Here is a 20,887-nt window from a genome sequence, read left to right on the forward strand (position 1 = left end):
GGGGAGTCGAGTCCCTCCCGTGCTTGGGAAACTACGGATTCGCGGCCAGATTGTCAACGATTTTGGTGTGAAGTTCCGCGACCGTGATCTTCGACACGATGCTGGCGCGGACCGCGGGGGGGACGCAGCATCCGCTTCCGTTGAACGGAACCCCTCCGGCGACGCCGGCCGCCACGCTCTTACGCTGTCCGCAGCTTCCGCAACCGACGAAGGAGGGTCGACGATGACCACGATGACGGACACCAAGACGGAGTCGCTCGCCCAGGCGATCGACCGGGTCGGCAGCGCTGTGGAGCTGCTGCGCAACCAGAACTGGCCCGCGTTCACGTTCCCCGTGGCGCCGGAATTCACGAACTGGCGCGACGAGCAGCGGGCCTGGAACACGTCGGTCGCACTCATGGACCAGTCGCACCACATGACGCAGCTGTTCCTGGACGGCGACGACCTGATCCCGCTCTTGAGCTCGATCTCGCCCAACACGTTCGCGACCTTCCGCCCGGGCGTCGCGAAGCAGCTGATCTCGGTCAACCAGGACGGCTACCTCATCGGCGACGGCATCCTGTTCTACAACTCCGAGGGCCCCGAGGGGATCGTGCTCATCGGGCACCACATCCTCATCGACTGGGTGCGGTTCAACGTCGAGAAGGCGCAGTCGGGCGGCAAGGACGTGCGCTACCGGCTCGAGGCCAACTCGCACATGCGGCAGGGGCCGCCGACGTTCTATCGCTACGAGCTGCAGGGCCCGCACGCCGATGTCGTCATGGAGAAGGTCTTCGGCGGGCCGGCACCCGAGATCAAGTTCTTCCACATCGGCGACGTCGAGATCGCAGGCCGCCCGGTGAAGGCCCTGCGCCACGGCATGGCCGGGCAGCCCGGCTTCGAGTTCTACGGACCGTGGGAAGACAACGAGGTCGTGCTGGACGCGCTCATGGAGGCGGGCGCCGAGCACGGCATCCGCCGCGTCGGCGCAAAGGCGTACTCGTCCTCGCCGCTCGAGTCCGGCTGGGTGCCGACGCCCTTCCCTGCCGTGTTCGACGACGACTTCGCCGAGTACCGTGAGTGGCTTCCCGCCGCGCGCATCGGCTCAGTGGCCGGGTCGCTGTACTCGACCGACATCCACGACTACTACATGACTCCGTTCGACATCGGCCTCGGCCGCTCGGTGCGCTTCGACCACGACTTCCACGGTCGCGAGGCCCTCGAGAAGCTCGCCGAGAACCAGCGCCGCCGCAAGGTCACGCTCATCTGGAACGCCGACGACGTCGCCGCGGTCGTGCGCTCGCAGCTCGAGCCCGGGACGCCCGCGAAGTACCTGGACTTCCCCAAAGCGCGGTACGGGCTGTACCAGATGGACGAGATCCTGAAGGACGGCGAGCGCGTCGGCATTTCGACGGATGCCGGGTACGTGGCGTACGACCAGCTCTACATGTCGCTGGCGACCCTCGACGCCGGCATCCGGGACGGCGACGAGGTCGAGGTGGTGTGGGGCGAAGACCCCCTCTCGAAGAAGGACAGCGTGGAGGCGCATCGCCAGGTGCGCATCCGCGCGACCGTGGCGCCCGCGCCCTACCACGACTACGCCCGCACGGTGTACCGCCAGAACGCCTGAGGCGCGCTCCCGCTCCGGTGGCCGGATTCCGCTCAGCGGAACCGCGGCGTCCGAGCGGGGTTAGCATGGCGGCGTCGTCGAGGAGGATGCCGTGGCACGAGGATCGGCCGGGGAGTCGGTGCTTCACCGGCACCTGCGCGTGCTCGAGAGCTTCGATGCGTGGCATCCGTTCCTCACGCTGACGGAGATCGCCGACGCGTCCGGCATCCCCCCGTCGACCGCGCACCGTCTGATCGCCGAGCTCGAGCACGAAGGCCTGCTCGAGCGCCTGCCGGATCGCACGTACCGTCTCGGGGTGCGCCTGTGGGAGTTCGCGAGCCGCACGCCCGGGGCGGTCGGGCTGCGCGAGATCGCGCGGCCTTGGCTGGGCGCGGTGCACGAGCGGGTGCGGCAGCACACGCAGCTGGGCGTGCTCAGCGGGCGGGACGTGCTCTTCATCGACCGGATGTCGACCCGCGACGCGGTCGTCAACGCCACGCTGATCGGGGGGCGCATCCCCCTCCACGCGTCGTCGAGCGGGCTGGTGCTGCTGGCGCACGCGGACGCGACGGTGGTGAACGACGTCATCGCGCACGGGCTGCGGACGTACACCATGCGGACCATCCACACCGGGGCCGACCTTCGCGCCGAGCTGGGGAGGGTGCGAGAGGACGGGTACGCGGTGACCGAGGGCGCGATCCACCCCGAGTCGCGTGGCATCGCGGTGCCGGTGATGGGACCGGGAGGCGGCGTCTACGCCGCGATCGGCGTCGTGGTGCCGAACGACGGCGTCTCCCCGCACGGCTACGTCGAGCTGCTGCGTCGTGCCGCCACCGGCATCGCGCACGACCTCGCCCTCGCCTATCGCCCCGACGTCGACGAGCGCACCCACGGCATCCGCTCGCTCGTCAGCGGCTCGCGCCGCTCGATCGAGTACCTCGAGAGCCTCGACACCGACCCGCACGACGCCGGCGCGCTGCCCGCGTCCGCGCACCGCGCGGCACTCTAGGGTTTCGGCCATGACGACGATCGCGATCCTGGGTCTCGGCGAGGCGGGGCGTCGCTACGCGCGCGGCCTCGCGCACGCCGGTGCCGACGTGCGGGGTTTCGATCCCGCCCACGACCTCGGCGACCCCGACGTCCCGCAGTTCTCGACGATCGCCGACGCGCTCGCCGGGGCCGACGTGGCGCTGAGCCTCGTGACCGGCCATGCCGCAGCATCCGTCGCCCGCGATGCCCTGCCTCACGTCGCCGCGGATGCCGTGTACGCCGATCTCAACACGGCCGCGCCCGAGCTCAAGCAGCGCATCGCGCGGCTCGCCGCCGACCGCGGGCTGGCGATGGCGGATGTTGCGGTGCTCGCGCCCGTGGTGCGGTCGGGGCACCGCACGCCGCTGCTCGCCAGTGGCCCGGGAGCACAGGAGTTCGCCGAGCGCGTCGGCCCGTTCGAGGTGCCGGTCGAGGTCGTCGAGGGCGAGGCCGGAGAGGCGGCCCGCCTGCGGCTGCTGCGGAGCGTCTTCATGAAGGGTCTCGCGGCGCTCGTGCTGGAAGGGCTCGGCGCCGCGCGCGCCGCGGGCGCGGAGGACTGGCTGCGCGGGCAGATGTCCGCCGAGCTGGGGCCCGACGGCGCCGCGCTGATCCACCGCCTCGTGGAGGGGTCGCAGGCTCACGCCGTGCGCCGCGAGCACGAGGTTCGTGCCGCGCTCGCGGCGCTGGAGTCCTCCGGTCAGCCCGCCGACATGACCCGCGCGACGCTCGCCTGGTTCGAGCGCCTCGTCGCCGACCGCGACCACGGCCACGACTGACGCCCCGCAGTCGCCGCTTCAGGGGGCCGCCACGCGGAGTCGATGCGCGCGCACCCCGCGTATCGCGGCTTCCGAGTTCCCGCTCGCCCGGGTCAGGCGGCGCCGGTGGTGCGCCAGCCGCCGTGGTACTCCTGGCGGGCGGTCACGGCGTAGGGCACCGGGCTGACCACGGCGCGCACCTCGATCTGCTCGTGCGGCTCGACCGTGGTCTTGCGCGACCCGCCGTCGGGCTCACCCCACACCACGCGCACCTCGGCGCCGATCGGCACGTCGCGGTCGACGGTCGCGAGCGACAGTCCGCGCTTCTCGTTGGCCGTGACGCCGGTGAACAGCGACAGGCCCACGATGTTCCCTTCGGCATCGATCACGGCATCGTAGTTCGACGAGCCGTAGTTCGCGTTCGGCAGGTCGAAGAACTGGTAGCCGGGACCCTCGCGGTCGAGCACGCTCGTGAGGATGCGGCCGAGGTCCTCGTCGTTCCACGCCAGCGTGACCTTCTTGCGCTGGGTCTCGGGGTCGATCCGCTCCAGCGCCTCGCGGCCGATGAAGTCGTGGTCGAACTTCACGAACGAGCCGTACCCGAGGTCCCAGGGGTTGAGGTAGTAGTCCTCGATGTCGTCCGACACGAACGAGCCGGCGAGCGCGTTGATCGCCTCATAGCTGGTCGCCGGGAGCCACTCGCGGTAGCGGCGCTCGATGTCGCCGCCGGTGTAGATCGCCGGCAGCGGCGACGGGATCCAGCCGGACTCCAGCGTGTTCGACGAGTACGCGCGCGAGCCGCAGGGCTCGATGCCGAACTCGCGCCCCGCCTCGAGCACGGCGTCGCGGATGCGGCCGTGCTGGTCGTACGGCCCCCAGATCTCCAGGCCCGGTGCACCGGCCATACCGTGGCGGAGGGTGCGCACCGGCTGCCCCGCGATCTCGAGCTCGCCCATGTGGAAGAACCGCACCTGCTCGACCTCGTGGCCGGCGAGCTTCTCGATGATGGGCCACGCGTTCGGGCCCTGGATCTGGAAGCGGTAGAACTCCCGAGTGACGGCCTGGCCGTACGGACGCGACGGCGAGCGGTCGTCGTAGCGGGTCTCGACGTCGTAGTCGCCGGTCTCGGCGTGGAACTGCAGCCAGTTCGCGCCGGGCGCGCGGCCGACGTAGACGTACTCGTCCTCGGCGAGGTGGAAGAGGATGCCGTCGCCGATCACTCCGCCCGTCGACGACGTGGGCACGAACTGCTTGGCCGTGTTCACCGGGAAGCTGGCGAAGGAGTTGATGCCGGTGTCGGAGAGCAGCTTCAGCGCATCAGGGCCCGTCATGAAGAAGTTCACCATGTGGTGGGTCTGGTCGTAGAGCACGGCCGTCTGGCGCCAGGCCTTCTGCTCACGCCGCCAGTTCGTGAACTCGGACGGCACCACCGGGTAGATGTACGTGCCCAGCTGGGAGTCGCGCAGCATGTCGACGACGTTCCCCTTCTCGGCGGTGTGTTCCTGCATCAGCTCTTGGAGGTTGCTCGCCATGCCTGTCTCGACTTCCTCGTCCAGTGGGTTCGTGCCGGGTGACCTGACCGCGATGTTACGTGGCGGCTATACCTACATCCAGAGGTATTTGGTCGCCACGATTGTAGACAATTTGTTGACCATTTCGCCATAGGTGTGGTTCGCTGGCCCCATGACAGAGACGTCCGACACGCTTCTCGTGGTGAGCGCCCACGCCGGCGACTTCGTCTGGCGTGCGGGTGGCGCCATCGCCTCGGCGGCCCTTCGCGGCGAGCGCGCCGTGGTCGCGTGCCTGTCGTACGGCGAGCGCGGCGAGTCGGCGAGCCAATGGCTGGACGGCAAGTCGCTGGACGAGATCAAGCGCATCCGGCGCGACGAGGCCGAGGCCGCAGCATCCGCTCTCGGTGCCGAGATCGAGTTCCTCGACCTCGGCGACTACCCGCTCGTCGAGTCGCGCGAAGCGGTGTCGCGGCTGGTCGACCTGTACCGGCGGGTGCAGCCCACGGTCGTGCTCACGCACACGCTGCGCGACCCCTACAACGGCGACCACCCCGCCGCGGCGCGGATGGCGCTCGAGGCGCGCGTGCTCGCGCAGGCGATCGGCGTCGCGAACTCCGACGGGAGCTACCCCACGAAGGACGACATCATCGGCGCCCCGCCGGTGTTCTTCTTCGAGCCGCACCAGCCCGAGCAGTGCGACTTCACCCCCGACGTGCTCCTCGACATCACCGAGGCGTTCGCGCGCAAGCGCGCCGCCATGGAGTGCCTGCCCGCCCAGAAGCACATGTGGTCGTACTACACCGATCTCGCCGTCCGCCGCGGGGTGCAGCTCAAGCGCAACGCGGGCCCCAACCTGGGCCTTGCCCACGAGACCATGGGCGAGGCCTACATGCGGCACTTCCCGCAGGTCGCCTCGGTGCTCTCGTGAGCGGGGTGGAGCGTCGTGAGCGGGGTGCTGTCGTGAGGGCTCTCGTGAGCGGACGGATGCTGCGATGACCGGGCCCGTCGTCGTCACCGACATCGTGCGGGCCGATGCCGCGATCGCCGAGGCGCTCGGCGTGCGCGGCGTGGCGACGGTGCACGAGGCGATGGGCCGGACCGGGCTCGTGGGTCCCGGCATCCGTCCCATCCAGACGGACGTGCGGGTGGCGGGCACGGCTGTCACGGTGCTCAGCTGGCCGGGCGACAACCTGATGATCCACGCGGCCATCGAGCAGTGCCGGGACGGCGATCTGCTCGTCGTCGCGACCACGTCGCCCTCGAGCGACGGCGCGTTCGGCGACCTGTTCGCCACGGCGCTGAAAGCCCGCGGCGTGCGGGGACTCGTCACCACCACGGGCGTTCGTGACACCGCGGATCTGCGCGAGATGGGCTTTCCGGTGTGGGCCGGCGCCGTCCACGCCCAGGGCACCGTCAAGGCGACGCCCGGCTCGGTGAACGTGCCGATCGTCGTCGCCGGCGCGACCGTGAGGCCCGGCGACGTGGTTATCGCCGACGACGACGGCGTGGTGGTCGTGCCGCGCGAGCGCGCTGCCGCGGTGCTGTCGGCCGCCGATGCCCGCGTGGCGAAGGAGACCGCCGACCGCGAGGCCTACGGCTCGGGTGCCGAGCTCAGCCTCGACCGCAAGGGCCTGCGCCCACTCCTGGCCGAGCTCGGCGTCGAGTACGTCACGCAGACGCAGTACGAGGCGCGAGGCGATGGCCACGCCTGACGCGGCGGCGACCGCCCGCGACGGCATCCGCTGCATGCTCATGCGCGGCGGCACGTCGAAGGGCGCGTACTTCCTCGCGTCGGATCTGCCGGACGATCGCGCGACCCGCGACGACCTGCTCCTGCGCATCATGGGTTCGCCCGACCCGCGGCAGATCGACGGCATCGGGGGCGCGCATCCGCTCACGAGCAAGGCCGCGATCGTCTCACCCTCGAACTCCGCCGGCATCGACGTCGACTACCTCTTCCTGCAGGTCGGCGTCGATACGGCGACCGTCGCCGACGCCCAGACGTGCGGCAACCTCCTCGCCGGCATCGGCCCGTTCGCCGTCGAACGCGGTCTCGTGCCGGCGACGGGCGAACGCACGACGGTGCGCATCCGCCTCCTCAATACGGGGGATGCCGCCACCGCTGTCTTCGCCACCGTCGACGGCCGCCCCGGCTACGACGGCGACGTCGCCATCGACGGCGTCCCGGGAACGGCATCCGCGATCGAGCTCGAGGTCGGTGGCGGACCCGACAAGCCGCTGCTTCCGTCGGGCGAAGTCGCTGAAGAGATCGACGGCCACACCGTCACGCTGATCGACAACGGGATGCCGGTGGTCGTGCTCCGCGCGGAGGAGTTCGGCATCGACGGCTCCGAGTCGCCCGCGACCCTGGAGTCGGACGCCGAGCTCGCGGCACGCATCGAGCGCGTGCGCGTCGCCGCCGGCCCGCGGATGGGACTCGGCGACGTCTCGGGCCAGACGGTGCCGAAGATGATCCTCGTCTCGCCGCCCCGCGCCGGCGGTGCGATCTCGACGCGCGCCTTCATCCCCGCGCGCGTGCACACGGCGATCGGGGTGCTGATGGCAGCATCCGTCGCCGCCGCCCTGCGGATCCCGGGCGCCGTCGGCTCCGACATCGCCGGCGCGCTCGACGGCGAGGAGACGGCGATCGAGCACCCGAGCGGCATCTTCCCGTCGCGCGTGCGGGTGACCCGCGATGCCGCGGGCACCTGGCGCGCGACGTCGTTCTCGCTGCGCACCGCCCGCAAGCTCTTCGACGGCACGGTCTTCCCCGGGCCGCCCCGTCGACACCGAGACCCGGTCGCTGAGCCCGTCGAAGCGCCACCCTACGCCGAAGCAGAGAGGACACCACGATGACCGCCGACACGTCGTTCGACGTCGCCCATCTCGCCCACGTCGAGCTGCTCACGCCCACCCCGGCCGAGAGCCGCTGGTTCTTCGAGGACCTGCTCGCGATGCGCGTCGTCGCCGAGGAGGGCGACTCCGTCTACCTGCGCACGTGGGACGAGTACCAGCTCTACACGATCAAGCTGACGGGGTCGGATGCCGCGGGCGTGGGTCGCACGTCGTTCCGGGCCTCCTCGCAGCAGGCGCTGGAGCGGCGTGTCGCCGCCATCGAGGCGACCGGCCTCGGGGCCGGATGGGCCGATGGCGACGTGGGGTGCGGCCCGACCTACGAGTTCACCGACCCCGACGGCCACCCGATGGGGATCTTCTACGAAGCCGAGCGGTACGCCGCCTCGGACGACGACCGCCCGGCGCTGAAGAACCAGGCCTCGCGGTTCCCCGGTCGCGGCGTCAACGCACGTCGCCTCGACCACATCAACTACCTCGCGAAGGACGTCGAGGCCAACGGCGCCTTCCTCCGCGATGCGCTGGGCATGCGCGAGTCGGAGCGCATCCGGCTCGACAACGGGAGGTTCGCGGCCTGGTGGTTCCACTTCTCGCTGAAGTCATACGACGTCGTGTACTCCGACGACTGGACGAAGCACGGCAACCGCCTGCACCACATCGCCTTCGCACCCGACACCCGCGAGGACATCCTGAAGGCGGCCGACATCTTCCTCGAGAACGGCATCCACATCGAGTCGGGCCCGCACAAGCACGCCATCAACCAGACGTTCTTCCTCTACGTGTGGGAGCCCGGCGGCAACCGCATCGAGTTCGCCAACGCCGGCGCCCGCTTGCTGCTCGACCCCGACCAGCCCGTGGTCGAGTGGACCGAGGCCGAGCGTCGCAAGGGCCAGGCCTGGGGCATGAAGACGATCGAGACCTTCCACACCCACGGCACCCCGGTGGTGGAGACTCCGGGTCACTGAGCCGGGTGTTCGCCCCGGCTCACCGGCCATCCCGGGTTTGGGGCGCGCCACGATCGTCCGGGGCGCAACCCTCGCGCCCCGAACGCACGCCGTGCGCCCCAAACCCGAAGCGCGCGGCCGAACCCAGGTCAGCGCCAGACGTCGGCGGCGATGTCGACGACCTCGCGGACCTTCGCCCACTGCTCGTCCTCGGTGAGGACGTTGCCCTCCTCGGTCGACGCGAAGCCGCACTGGGGACTCAGGGCCAGCTGCTCGAGCGGGGCGAACGCCGCGGCCTCGTCGATGCGGTGCTTCACAGCATCCACGTTCTCGAGCTCACCCGTCTTCGACGTGATGAGGCCGAGCACCACCGTCTTGTCACCCTCGGGCAGGAATCGCAGCGGCTCGAAGCCGCCGGCGCGCTCGCTGTCGTACTCGAGGAAGTAGCCGTCGTACGCGGTGTTGCCGAGCAGCTGCTCGGCGACGGGCTCGTAGCCGCCCGACGAGATCCACGTCGAGCGGAAGTTGCCGCGGCACACGTGGGTCGTGATCGTGAGGTCGTCGGGCTTGCCGTCGAGGATGCGGTTGAGGATGCCGGAGTACCGCTCGGCGATGCCGTCGGTGTGGATGCCGCGATCCCGCGCCTTCTCGAGCTCGACGTCCGAGCAGAGATAGGCCCAGGCGGTGTCGTCGAACTGCAGGTAGCGGGCGCCCGCGTCGTAGAACGCGGCGACCGCGTCGCGGTACGCCTGCACGAGATCGTCGACGATGTCGTCGCGGCCGTCGTAGCCCGAGCCTTCGAGGTGACCGGGCTCCAGGCGGAAGTCGAGCACGGTCGGCGCCGGGATGCTGAACTTCGGCACCGCGCCGGTCGTGCGCTCGAGCAGGCTCTTGAGCGACCGGAAGTGGTCGAGGAACGGGTGCGCGTCGCTGAAGCCGATCTTGCCCGAGATCTCGATGCCGCGGGGCTTGGTCTGCACGCCCTGGAACTGGATGCCGTGGTCGAGCTCGACGATCTCGACACCGTCGAGCAGGCCGAAGAAGTCGAAGTGCCACCACGACCGGCGGAACTCGCCGTCGGTCGCGAGTTTCAGGCCGGCGTCGGCCTCGCGCACGACGAGTTCGGCGATCGCGGTCTCCTCCGCGACACGGAGCGCATCGGCGTCGATGTCTCCCGCGGCGAAGCGGCGGCGCGCCTCTGCGAGTTCAGCAGGACGGAGGAAGCTGCCGACGATGTCGGCGCGGAACGGCGGTGTTGACACCCTCGCAACGGTACCCGATGCCTTCCGCCATAGGTACTCGGGCCGTCACCCGGCGTCACCGACCCACGGCGAATGGCGCGGGCTCAGAAGACGTACTCCATGAGGTCGGTGCCGAGGATGCGGAACGCCTCGTGCGCACGCAGCCGATGCGAGATCGACAGGTCGTCGAAGCACACGATGAGCGCGTACGACACTCCGGCGCGCGGGCCCGCCAGCACACCCGCTTCGACACGGATGCCGGCATCCCGGCCCGTCTTGTTGATGAAGAGCAGGCCGTGCTCGTCGTTCTCGTGCGAGAACGGATCGAGTCCGGTGGCGGATGCCACGAGCGACAGGTCGTGGTTGAGGCTCAGCCACTCCGCCACCTGGGCGCTGACCCCCGGCGAGACGACCTGCGAGTTCACGAGCGCCGCGAACACCTCGGCCAGCTCGCGCGCGGAGCCGAGGGCGAAATGCGGGGCGTCGTCGGGACCGCGCTCGTCGCGGAAGCGGTCGAGCAGCGCCGAGCGGGCGAGGCCCAGCTCCTCGATGCGGGCCCGCACCGCGGGCAGGCCGACGCGTCGCAGGAGCGCGTTGGCGGCGAGAGCATCGCCGGTGGAGGCGGTGAGCACGGCGAGGTCGATGAGCGGCAGGGCAGGCGCCTTGAGGTGCTGCCACACTCCCCCGACGCCGACCGGCTCGATGTGCGCGCGGTCGATGATCTCGAGCGGCTCGAGGCGCCCCGACTCGAACGCCGACGCCACCTCGATGAGCAGCGGCACGACGCCGAGCCCGGCGACCGGCAGTGTCACGAAGTCGTCGCCCGACAGGACGGACGTGCCGCGGTCGAGGTCGGTGATGCGCACCGAGATCTTGGCCCCGGACGCGGCGAGATCGTCGAGCGCCCTCAGCGTCGACGTGAACGAACGACGACCCGCGGCCGCCCTCTTCGGCAGCCGCCGACCGGTGCTCCGTCGCGCCCCCCGAAGCGACTCGGCATCCTTTCTGGGCTCCATGCCCACGGAGTTTCCCTCCCCTTGACGTTGTTGCGGGGCGATCGGGCCGCACGCGGCCCGGCCGTCACCAGATGGTGACGCGCTGGTCCTCGTCGAGCCAGAGAGCGTCGGACTCGGTCACACCGAAGGCATCGTAGAACGCGTCGATGTTGCGCACGATCTGGTTGCACCGGAACTCGTTGGGCGAGTGCGGGTCGATCGTGAGCAGGCGGATGGTCTCGGCATCCCGACCCTTCTGCTGCCAGATCTGTCCCCAGCTGAGGAGCAGCCGCTGGATGCCGGTGAAGCCGTCGAGCTCGGGGGCTCCCGTGCCGTCCAGCGAGAGGGCGTAGGCCTTGATGGCGATGCCGAGACCGCCCAGGTCGCCGATGTTCTCGCCGATCGTGAGCGCCCCGTTGACGTGGTTCTCTTCCGCCAGGCCCTGGGGCACGAGGGCGTCGTACTGGGCGATGAGGTTCTTCGTGCGCTCCTCGAAGGCGGCGCGGTCGTCGTCGGTCCACCAGTCGCGCAGCGACCCGTCGCCGTCGAAGCGGCTGCCCTGGTCGTCGAAGCCGTGGCCGATCTCGTGGCCGATGACCGCGCCGATGCCGCCGTAATTGGCCGCGGCGTCGCGCTCGACGTCGAAGAACGGGTACTGCAGGATCGCCGCCGGGAACACGATCTCGTTCATCAGAGGGTTGTAGTACGCGTTGACCGTCTGCGGCGTCATGAACCACTCGTCGCGGTCGATCGGCTGGCCGACCTTCGCGAGCTGGCGGTCGTGCTCCCACACGTGCGCGCGGCGGACGTTGCCGACGAGGTCCTCGGGGTCGATCTCGAGGGTGGAGTAGTCCTTCCACTTCACCGGGTACCCGATCTTCGGGGTGAACGCGTCGAGCTTCGCGAGCGCGCGCTCACGGGTCTCGGGGCTCATCCACTCGAGCTCGGCGATCGACTGCCGGTACGCCTCGATGAGGTTGCCGACGAGCTCGTCCATCGCCTCCTTGGCGGCGGGCGGGAAGTGGCGCTCGACGTAGACGCGGCCGATCGCCTCGCCCATCGCCGCCTCGGCGAGGCTGACGCCGCGCTTCCAGCGCTCGCGGTTGACCGGGACGCCGGTGAGCTGCGTGCCGTAGAACCCGAAGTTCTCTGCGACGAACTCCTCCGAGAGGAACGGCGCCGCGGAGTGCACGACGGCGAACCGCAGCCACGCCTTCCAGTCCTCGAGGCGGTCCTCGACGAGCAGCGCGCCGAGGCCCTCGAAGAAGCTCGGCTGGTAGACGTTGATCTCGGCGAACGCGTCGGCGTGGTCGGGGGCCGCGCCCTCGCGCCACGGCGTCAGGTCGACGCCCACGAGCTCCTGCACCTCGTCCCACGTCTTGAGGTTGTACGTCTTGACCGCGTCGCGGCTCGAGACGTTGTCCCAGTGGTGCGTGGCGAGCTCGGTCTCGATCGCGACGATGCGGTCGGCGGATGCCTCGGCCTCGGCGACGCCCGCGAGCTCGAGGATGCGCTGCACGTGGGTGCGGAAGGCGATGCGCGTCTCCTGGAAGTTGTCCAGGCGGTAGTAGCTCTCGTCAGGCAGCGAGAGACCGCCCTGGATGAAGAAGGGGACGTAGCGCTCGGGGTTGCCCGGGTCGGGCTCGAAGTAGAGGTGGATCAGCGCCGCGATGCCGTCGCGCTCGAACTCGCCGATCGTGCGGAGGAATCCGGGGATGTCGGTGATCGCCTCGACCCGCTCGAGCGACTCTGCGAGGGGGGCGGCACCCTGCGCCTCGATGCGCTCGGTGTCCATGAAGCTCGTGTACAGGTCGCCGATCTTGCGGGCCTCGGTGCCGGGCTCGGCCTGCTGGGACTCCTCGACGATCGCGTGCACGTCTTTCTCGGCCTGCTCCGCGATGAGGTGGAACGAGCCCCACCGCGCCTTGTCCTCCGGGATCTCGGTCCGTTCGAGCCAGCTGCCGTTGACGTGGCGGAACAGGTCGTCCTGGGGGCGGATCTCGGCGCTGAGTTCCTCGAGCGCGAGACCGGAGCGGGGGGCATCGGTCATGCGTTCCAGGGTAGTCGTCCGGAGGCTGGACAACTCTCGGGAGCGGCCCGATCGCCCGCCGTGACGACATTGTGATGAAGCATCCTCGATCCACATTCGAGCTCGATCCTCATTCGAGGGCCGTTGCCGAAATGCGGACGCGGCGCTGAGAATCGGCCCGCAGCTCGGGTCGCGTCCTCGATCGAGGATCGACGGATGCTGCGCCAGAGCGTCGGCGCCGCCTCATAGGCTCGAGGGGTGACGACCGACACCCTGAACCGCGACATCCTGCGGCTCGCGGTGCCGGCGCTCGGCGCCCTGATCGCCGAGCCGCTGTTCCTCATCGTCGACTCGGCGCTCGTCGGCCACCTCGGCGTCGAGCCGCTCGCCGGCCTGGGCATCGCGAGCGCGGTGCTGCAGACGATCGTCGGGCTCATGGTGTTCCTGGCGTACTCGACGACGCCCGCGGTCGCGCGCCGGTTCGGGGCGGGAGATCCGTCCCGCGCGGTGTCGGTGGGAATCGACGGCATGTGGCTCGCCCTCGGCATCGGCGGGGTGCTCGCGCTCGTCGGCTATGTCGCGACGCCGTTCCTCGTCGGCCTCTTCGGCGCGACGCCCGAGGTCGCCCAGCAGGCCGAGATCTATCTCGGCATCTCGATGTGGGGCCTTCCCGCGATGCTCGTGGTGTTCGCCGCGACCGGGCTCCTGCGCGGCATGCAGGACACGGTGACTGCGCTGTGGATCGCCGGGCTCGGCTTCGCCGCCAACGCGGTTCTCAACTGGCTCTTCATCTACGGCTTCGGGTGGGGCATCGCCGGCTCTGCGATCGGCACGGTCGTCGCGCAGTGGGGCATGGTCGCCGCGTACGCGGTCGTCATCGGCCGGCTCGCGCGTCGGCACGAGGCATCCGTCCGTCCTCAGCGCGACGGCGTGCGCGGCTCGGCGCGGTCAGGCGGCTGGCTGTTCCTGCGCACGGTGTCGCTGCGGTTCGCGCTGCTCGCGACGGTCGCCGTCGCGACCGGGCTCGGCACAGTCGAACTCGCCGGCTGGCAGGTCGCCTTCACGATCTTCTCGACCGCCGCCTTCGCGCTCGATGCTCTGGCGATCGCCGCGCAGGCCCTCATCGGCAAGGGCCTGGGCGCTGAGGACACCCCCCTCGTGCGCCGCGTGCTCGGCCGCACCGTGGCGTGGGGCGCGTGGTTCGGAGTGATCACCGGCGCGATCATCGGGGCGCTGTCCGGCGTGATCGGGCTGGCGTTCACCGGTGACGCCGGCATTGCGACGCTCGTGCAGCCCGCCCTCATCGTGCTCGGGATCGCCCAGCCGGTGTGCGGCGTGGTGTTCGTGCTCGACGGCGTGCTCATCGGTGCGGGCGATGCGAAGTACCTCGCGATCGTCGGGGTGCTGAACCTCGTGCCGTTCGTCCCGGCGCTCGCACTGGTCGCCTGGCTGCACCCCGTGGGGGCAGCCGGCCTCGCGTGGCTCGCCGTGGCGTTCTTCGGCGTCTACATGCTCGCCCGGCTCGCCACCCTCGGCTGGCGCGTGCGCGGCTCGGCCTGGCTCACGGCAGGCGCCTGACCGGCGCTGCGAGGCGTGAGCCCGCTCAACGACCGTCCGCCCAGCGGCGGCACCACTCGTACATGACGACCGCGGCGGCGGCGCTGGCGTTGATCGAGCGGGTCGAGCCGTACTGCTCGATCTGGACGGTTCCGGATGCTGCCGCCAGCGCCTCCGGCGAGAGCCCGGGGCCCTCCTGACCGAACAGCAGCACGCACGCCTCGGGCAGATCGGCGGCGGGCAGCGGCAGCGAGCCGTCGACGTTGTCGATCGCGATGACGGGCAGGGACGCGGCATCCGCCCATCGGGTGAACGCCTCGACGCTCTCGTGGTGACGCACGTGCTGGTAGCGGTCGGTCACCATGGCGCCGCGGCGATTCCAGCGGCGCTTGCCGATGATGTGCACCTCGGCGGCGAGGAACGCGTTGGCGCTGCGCACGATCGAGCCGATGTTCATGTCGTGCTGCCAGTTCTCGATTGCGACGTGGAACGCGTGCCGGCGCGTGTCGAGGTCGGCGACGATGGCCTCCATCGTCCAGTACCGGTAGGCGTCGACCACGTTGCGGGCGTCGCCGTGCGCCAGCAGCTCACGGTCGTAGCGCGGATCGTCCGGCCACGCGTCCGGACCCCCCGGCCAGGGCCCCACGCCCACCGGCAGCGTCGGCTCCGCCGGCTCAGCCGGCTCAGCGGCGCTCGGATCGGGCGGATTCACCGGCCCAGAGTATCCGCCGCGCAGCCCGCCCGGCGATCGCCGATCAGGAGTCGTGCAGCTGGTGCCACTGGCCGCGTCGCATCTCGGCGAGCGACGCCTGCCACACCCGCCGGGCGGGCCGCGCCGTTCGGCGCTCCCGCATGCCGCCCACCATGTGATGGATCGCCGCGACCAACTTCGTCGTCATGTGCACCGCCACTCTCGAAACGCTGATTCACGGATATCGCGGATCACCACCGAGGTGACTGGGGGTTGACAGGTCATCAGCGACGTGACCACCCGAGCCGCACGGCGTGTCGCCGGCCGATTTCGTCGCATTGCGGGGTTCGGCTCGACGCGGAAAGCGCACGCCGGTAATACTGGAAATGACCGTACGACCGGGGGGTCAGTTGTTCGACGATCAGAGGCGTCAGCGCGCCATCGAGGCACTCGGGGTCTTGGACACCCCTCCGGATGAACGCGTCGATCGCGTCGCCCGGCTCGCCCAGGAGATGTTCGGCGTTCCCATGGTGAGCGTCACACTGATGGACGGCGACCGCCAGTTCCGTAAGGCTCAGATCGGGCTCGGCGGGCACGAGGCGCCGCGCGCCGACTCGTTCTGCGACCTGACGATCCGGCAGGAGGGAACGCTGGTCGTCGAGGATGCCGCCACCGACGACGTGTTCGCCGAGAACCCGTTCGTGGTCGGCGACCCGCACCTGCGGTTCTACGCGGGTCACCCGCTGAAGGCGCCCGGCGGCGAGCAGGTCGGCACGCTCTGCATCGTCGACACCGAGCCGCGCACCCTCGACGAGCGCGGCAGAGCGCTGCTGCGTGAGCTGGCGCTGTGGGTGCAGACCGAACTGCTGGACGCGGACGAGATGGACAATGCCTCCGTCGTGCAGCGTGCGATGCTCCCCTCGCGCACGCCGGAGGTGCCTGGATACACGCTCGCCGCTGCAGCCGCGCCCGCGGGGCATCTGCTCGGCGACGTGTACGACTGGCAGGTGGTCGGCGGCCGGCTCCGGGTCGCCCTCGCCGACGTCATGGGAAAGGGCGCGGGCCCGGCGATCATCGCCTCCGCCGTCCGCGCGTCGCTGCGCACCGCCCCGGAGCGCCCGCTCGCCCAGGCGGTGAGCGAGATCGACCGCATGCTCGAGGATGACATCGGCGGATCCAACATCTTCGTGACCGCGGTCGCGGCCGACATCGACGTCGCGACCGGCGCGATCGACTTCGTCGATGCCGGGCACAGTCTGGCGTTCGTGCTGCGTGCGGGCGGGAAGTGGGACGCCCTGCGATCGACCGGGCTGCCTCTGGGCATGGGGTTCGATGAGACGCGGACGGCGTCGAGAGTGCAGCTGGATCCGGGCGACGTCTTCATGATCTGCAGCGATGGCCTCCTCGACGTGCTCGACGAGGACGACCCGTTCCGGCACGTGCACGACACGCTGCGCGACCTCGGCCCCTCGGGCGCCGTGCGCGAGGCGACGCTCCTCGCCGCCCGTCGCGGCGCCCCCGACGACGTCACCGTGCTCGTCGTGCGGAGGGACGTGTGACCGCGCGGTTCGTCTGGATCCGCATCCTGGCACTGCTGTCGGTGCTGCTCGGCGTGAACTACATCGCGTGGCGCTGGCTGGATTCGGTGAACTGGGCCGCGTGGTGGATCGCCGTCCCGCTGGTCATCGCCGAGACCTACAGCCTCATCGACACTTTCCTCTTCTCCGCCACGATGTGGCGCGCGCGCGAGCGCCCGGCACCCACGTCGCCGCCGCAGGGCACGGTCGACGTGCTCATCACGACCTACAACGAGCCCGTCGACATGGTGATCGCAACCGCTCGCGCGGCCCGGGGCATCGCGTACCCGCACCAGACGTGGATCCTCGACGACGGCGCGCGCCCCGACATGGAGGCGGCGGCACGCGCCATCGGCGTCGGGTACATCACGCGCTCTGCGGACTGGGCCGGCAAGCCCCGCCACGCGAAGGCCGGCAACCTCAACAACGCGCTCTTCCAGACCGAGGGCGAGTTCCTGCTGATCCTCGACGCCGACCAGGTGCCCGACCCGCTGATCCTCCACCGCACGCTCGGCTACTTCGCCGACGACCCCGAGGTCGCCCTCGTGCAGACGCCGCAGTGGTTCGTCAACGTCGACGACGCCGATCCCCTCGGCAGCCAGGCGCCGCTGTTCTACGGCCCCATCCAGCAGGGCAAGGACGGCTGGAATGCGGCGTTCTTCTGCGGCTCGAACGCCGTGCTGCGTCGAGACGCCCTGATGCAGCTCGGCATCGTCGGCTATGTCCGCAGCCTGGAGCAGTCCACAGCGCGCACCCTGAAGGCGTCCGAGTCGCTGCTTGCGCACGCCGCGCGCGACCGTGACGCCGATCCCGCGGTGCGCCAGCAGCTGCGGGTGCTGCGCAGCGAAGTGGCGCAGGCGCGCGCCCGCCTCGACGAAGGCGAGCCGATCGCAGATGTGACCTACCGGGTGCAGTCCGCCGTCGACACGGCTTCGCGCGAACTGGTGCGCGGCGACCTGTCGCGCGTGCGCGCCGACCTCGCCTCGATCGGCGAGCTGCCGGTGCAGCGCGACACCGAGCTCGGCGCGATCGTCATCGACGACGCGGGACTCGACGCCCTGGCCGCGCGCGAGCTGTCACCGCTCGGAGCCATCGACTCGGTGTCGGGCCTGCTCGAGGCGCTGCGGGTCGACCGCCCCGACGAAGCTCAGCCCGTGCAGCCGATGGCCACGATCTCGGTCACCGAGGACATGGCGACTGCGATGCAGCTGCACTCGCTCGGTTGGAAGAGCGTCTACCACCACGAGATCCTGGCGCACGGGCTCGCCCCGGAGGACCTCCGCACCATGCTCACCCAGCGACTGCGCTGGGCCCAGGGCACCCTGCAGGTGATGCTGCGCGACAACCCCCTCGTCAAGAAGGGACTGTCGGCCGGCCAGCGGCTCATGTACTTCGCGACGATGTGGAGCTACCTGTCGGGGTTCACCGCCATCGTCTATCTCGCGGCGCCGGTCATCTACCTCGTCTTCGGCGTCATGCCGGTCACCGCCTGGAGCGTCGACTTCTTCGCGCGCTTCCTGCCGTACTTCATCATCAACCAGATCCTGTTCCTCGTCGTCGCGAAGGGGATCAAGACGTGGCGCGGCCAGCAGTACGCGCTGGCGCTCTTCCCGGTCTGGATCAAGGCGTGCACGTCGGCGTTCTCGAACGTCGTGCTCAAACGGCCACTCGGCTTCGCCGTCACGAAGAAGGACGGCCGCGACGAGTCCGGCCCGCCCTGGCGCGAGATCGCGCCGCAGCTGACCGCCATCGTCGTGCTCTTGTTCGCGCTGTCGATCGGCCTCTCGCGCCTGGCGGTCGGCACCGCCGACGGCACGGGCACGCTCGTCAACACCGTGTGGGTGATCTACGACCTGGCGGTGCTGAGCGTCATCGTCCAGGCCGCACTGTACAGCGGGCCGGCGCGGCCCATCCCCGAGCCCGAGGAGGCAGAGTGAATCTGATCGTGACACCCGGCGAGGCCTTCGCCGTCGTCCGTCCGGAGGGGCGGCTCACCGCCACCTCCGTCCCGCGGCTCAAGAAGGCGGTGGACGATCTCGTCGGCGGCGGCAGCACACGCATCGTGGTCGATCTGTCGGGAACCGAATTCGTCGACTCGTCCGGACTCGGCGCCCTGATCGGCGGCCTCAAGTCCGCTCGGCTCGCCGGCGGCGACCTGCGCATCGCCGCGGCCACGGAGCCTGTGCGCCGCGTGCTCAAGCTCACCAACCTCGACCGCGTGCTCCGCGACCACCCGACACCGAGTCGGCGTTCGATGGCGACTGAGCGCGACATCCGCCTCGAGGGCCTGGCCGACGACGCCCTCGTCGATCACGTGCACGATGCCCTCGACGAGCTCTTCCGCCGCGTTCCCGACGTCGGCGACGAGGACGCGATGATGTTCCGTCTCGCGGTGAGCGAGGTCGCCACGAACGTCGCCGAGCACGCGCTCGCCCGCGAGCCGGTCCACGTGACGGTGGAGCTGGACGCCGATGCTTCGGCGCTCTCAGCGGTCTTCACCGACACCGCGGACCCCGCCCTGATCGACCTCGGCTCCGTGTCCATGCCGGGCTCCGAGGCCGAGTCCGGTCGGGGCCTGGCGATCGCGCTCGCCACGCTCGACGAGCTGATCCACGAGACCGACGACGGCAACGTCTGGCGGCTGCGTCGCCTGCGCCACGACCACTGACGCGCCGCGGGAGCACCTGCGCGCCGTCCCGCTCTTTTCGGTGCGCCGAAAAGACGGTAGCTTTTCGGTATGCCGAAAACTGCCGAGGATGTCAGCACGCAGACGCCGCTCCAAAGTCGACGCCTGTCGATGCCGCGCCTCGCGTGGCTGATCGGCCCCGCGCTCGTCGCGGGGGTCGCGTACCTCGATCCCGGCAATGTCGCGAGCAACATGACGGCCGGCGCCCGCTACGGCTACCTGCTCGTGTGGGTCGTCGTGCTCGGCAACATCATGGCGTGGCTCATCCAGTACCTGTCGGCCAAGCTCGGCATCGTCACCGGGCGGAGCCTGCCCGAGACCCTGGGCCGCCGTATCGGCAATCGCTGGGGACGGCGCGCGTACTGGCTGCAGGCCGAGCTCGTCGCCATGGCGACCGACATCGCCGAGGTGATCGGCGGAGCGGTCGCCCTCAACCTGCTGTTCGGCATCCCGCTGCTGTGGGGCGGCGTGATCACCGGCACCGTGTCGATCGCCCTCCTCCTCATCCAGTCGCGGCGGGGTCCGCGCACGTTCGAGTTCGTCGTCATCGGCCTGCTCGCCATCATCGCGATCGGGTTCTCGTTCGGCGTCTTCGTCGCACCGCCCGACGGCGCGAGCGTGGTCGCGGGCCTGGTGCCGCGGTTCGAGGGCACCGACTCGGTGCTGCTGGCGGCATCGATCCTCGGCGCGACGATCATGCCCCATGCCATCTACGCGCACAGCGCCCTGGCGCGCGACCGCTTCGCCCCGGCACCGGCGACGTCCGGCGTCGCGCTCGGCGGCGACCGGCTGGTGCCGCGCGGCTCCCGCGCTGCGGATGCCCCGATCGGAGCTCCCGCAGACCCGACGCTGGCCGAGCTGCGCGGCATCTCCACCCGTCGCCTCCTGCGTGCGACGAAGTGGGACGTCACCATCGCGATGCTGATCGCGGGCACGGTGAACCTCTGCATCCTGCTGCTCGCGGCGGCGAACCTGGCGGGGGTGCCGGGCACCGACTCGCTCGAGGGCGCCTACGCGGCGCTGTACGCGGGGCTCGGTCCGCTCGTCGCGACCCTGTTCGCCGTCGGCCTGCTTGCGAGCGGACTGGCCAGCACATCGGTCGGCGCGTACGCCGGCGCCGAGATCATGCACGGCCTGCTGCACATCCGCGTCCCGCTGCTCGCGCGCCGGCTGGTCACGCTGATCCCGGCGCTCGCGATCCTGGCGGTCGGGTTCGACCCGACGCTCGCGCTGGTGCTGAGCCAGGTGGTGCTGTCGTTCGGCATCCCGTTCGCGCTCATCCCGCTGGTCGCGCTCACGGCGAACCGAGACGTGCTCGGCGGGTACCGCAACCGGGTGTGGACGACGATCGCGGGGGTTGCAGCATCCGTCTTCCTCATCGCCCTCAACGGGGTGCTGCTGTACCTCGTGCTGACGGGGGCGTGAGGGCCG

General features: G+C 70.5%; 18 protein-coding genes. 12 read left to right on the plus strand and 6 right to left on the minus strand.

Annotated features, from left to right (window positions below):
• Positions 1-223 precede the first annotated feature (223 nt).
• The 3 genes from JNB61_RS06140 to JNB61_RS06150 all read left to right on the plus strand — a co-directional run bounded on the left by JNB61_RS06140 (position 224) and on the right by JNB61_RS06150 (position 3,393).
• Entirely contained in the window at positions 224-1,609 is a 1,386-nt protein-coding gene (locus JNB61_RS06140) for an aminomethyl transferase family protein (RefSeq protein WP_220339053.1), read from the plus strand.
• Between the two features lie 91 nt (positions 1,610-1,700).
• On the plus strand, positions 1,701-2,597 hold the full coding sequence (locus tag JNB61_RS06145) for an IclR family transcriptional regulator (protein ID WP_220288767.1): 897 nt from the start codon (positions 1,701-1,703) through the stop codon (positions 2,595-2,597).
• A gap of 10 nt (positions 2,598-2,607) precedes the next feature.
• A complete protein-coding gene (locus JNB61_RS06150; protein WP_220288766.1) occupies positions 2,608-3,393 on the plus strand; it encodes an NAD(P)-dependent oxidoreductase in 786 nt (261 codons plus the stop codon).
• 92 nt (positions 3,394-3,485) lie between these two features.
• On the opposite strand, the gene ligM is transcribed toward JNB61_RS06150, so the two are convergent.
• Positions 3,486-4,904, minus strand: coding sequence for a vanillate/3-O-methylgallate O-demethylase (ligM, locus tag JNB61_RS06155; protein ID WP_220339054.1), 1,419 nt, complete (start codon positions 4,902-4,904; stop codon positions 3,486-3,488).
• A 151-nt stretch (positions 4,905-5,055) separates the two neighbouring features.
• Here ligM and JNB61_RS06160 point away from each other — a divergent pair, with 151 nt between their 5' ends.
• From JNB61_RS06160 to JNB61_RS06175, 4 genes are all read left to right on the plus strand, one after another.
• A complete protein-coding gene (locus JNB61_RS06160) occupies positions 5,056-5,811 on the plus strand; it encodes a PIG-L deacetylase family protein (protein ID WP_220339055.1) in 756 nt (251 codons plus the stop codon).
• A 64-nt stretch (positions 5,812-5,875) separates the two neighbouring features.
• Positions 5,876-6,595 carry a 4-carboxy-4-hydroxy-2-oxoadipate aldolase/oxaloacetate decarboxylase gene (locus JNB61_RS06165; RefSeq protein WP_220339056.1) on the plus strand — a complete coding sequence of 240 codons (720 nt, stop codon included), beginning with the start codon at positions 5,876-5,878 and terminating at the stop codon, positions 6,593-6,595.
• On the plus strand, positions 6,582-7,739 hold the full coding sequence (locus JNB61_RS06170) for a 4-oxalomesaconate tautomerase (RefSeq protein WP_220339057.1): 1,158 nt from the start codon (positions 6,582-6,584) through the stop codon (positions 7,737-7,739). The genes JNB61_RS06165 and JNB61_RS06170 overlap by 14 nt, the downstream gene beginning before the upstream one ends.
• Positions 7,736-8,701 (plus strand): VOC family protein, encoded by a 966-nt coding sequence (locus JNB61_RS06175; RefSeq protein WP_220339058.1) that lies wholly within the window; start codon positions 7,736-7,738, stop codon positions 8,699-8,701. Before JNB61_RS06170 ends, JNB61_RS06175 begins: the two co-directional genes overlap by 4 nt.
• A 128-nt stretch (positions 8,702-8,829) precedes the next feature.
• Here the strand turns inward: JNB61_RS06175 and JNB61_RS06180 are convergent, their stop codons facing one another.
• From JNB61_RS06180 to JNB61_RS06190, 3 genes are all read right to left on the minus strand, one after another.
• Entirely contained in the window at positions 8,830-9,942 is a 1,113-nt protein-coding gene (locus JNB61_RS06180) for a 5-methyltetrahydropteroyltriglutamate--homocysteine S-methyltransferase (RefSeq protein ID WP_220339059.1), read from the minus strand.
• An 83-nt stretch (positions 9,943-10,025) separates the two neighbouring features.
• Positions 10,026-10,937, minus strand: coding sequence for a serine hydrolase (locus tag JNB61_RS06185; protein ID WP_220288759.1), 912 nt, complete (start codon positions 10,935-10,937; stop codon positions 10,026-10,028).
• A 64-nt stretch (positions 10,938-11,001) separates the two neighbouring features.
• On the minus strand, positions 11,002-12,966 hold the full coding sequence (locus tag JNB61_RS06190) for a M13 family metallopeptidase (protein WP_220288758.1): 1,965 nt from the start codon (positions 12,964-12,966) through the stop codon (positions 11,002-11,004).
• A gap of 237 nt (positions 12,967-13,203) precedes the next feature.
• Between JNB61_RS06190 and JNB61_RS06195 the strand changes: the two genes are divergently transcribed.
• A complete protein-coding gene (locus JNB61_RS06195; protein WP_220339060.1) occupies positions 13,204-14,523 on the plus strand; it encodes an MATE family efflux transporter in 1,320 nt (439 codons plus the stop codon).
• Between the two features lie 25 nt (positions 14,524-14,548).
• Here JNB61_RS06195 and JNB61_RS06200 read toward each other — a convergent pair whose 3' ends face one another.
• Entirely contained in the window at positions 14,549-15,214 is a 666-nt protein-coding gene (locus tag JNB61_RS06200; RefSeq protein WP_220339061.1) for a TrmH family RNA methyltransferase, read from the minus strand.
• A gap of 43 nt (positions 15,215-15,257) precedes the next feature.
• Positions 15,258-15,401, minus strand: coding sequence for a hypothetical protein (locus JNB61_RS06205; RefSeq protein ID WP_159841123.1), 144 nt, complete (start codon positions 15,399-15,401; stop codon positions 15,258-15,260).
• 250 nt (positions 15,402-15,651) lie between these two features.
• Between JNB61_RS06205 and JNB61_RS06210 the strand changes: the two genes are divergently transcribed.
• The 4 genes from JNB61_RS06210 (at position 15,652) to JNB61_RS06225 (ending at position 20,881) form a co-directional block, all read left to right on the plus strand.
• Positions 15,652-16,752, plus strand: a complete 1,101-nt coding sequence (locus JNB61_RS06210; protein ID WP_223214648.1) for a PP2C family protein-serine/threonine phosphatase — start codon at positions 15,652-15,654, stop codon at positions 16,750-16,752.
• Entirely contained in the window at positions 16,749-18,707 is a 1,959-nt protein-coding gene (locus JNB61_RS06215; RefSeq protein WP_220339062.1) for a glycosyltransferase family 2 protein, read from the plus strand. The genes JNB61_RS06210 and JNB61_RS06215 overlap by 4 nt, the downstream gene beginning before the upstream one ends.
• Positions 18,704-19,438 carry an anti-sigma factor antagonist gene (locus tag JNB61_RS20630; RefSeq protein WP_220339063.1) on the plus strand — a complete coding sequence of 245 codons (735 nt, stop codon included), beginning with the start codon at positions 18,704-18,706 and terminating at the stop codon, positions 19,436-19,438. The genes JNB61_RS06215 and JNB61_RS20630 overlap by 4 nt, the downstream gene beginning before the upstream one ends.
• Positions 19,439-19,567: 129 nt before the next feature.
• Entirely contained in the window at positions 19,568-20,881 is a 1,314-nt protein-coding gene (locus JNB61_RS06225; protein ID WP_223214681.1) for an Nramp family divalent metal transporter, read from the plus strand.
• The last annotated feature ends 6 nt before the right edge of the window (positions 20,882-20,887 follow it).

This window comes from Microbacterium ureisolvens (assembly GCF_019511645.1).
In the GTDB taxonomy this organism is placed as follows: domain Bacteria; phylum Actinomycetota; class Actinomycetes; order Actinomycetales; family Microbacteriaceae; genus Microbacterium; species Microbacterium ureisolvens_A.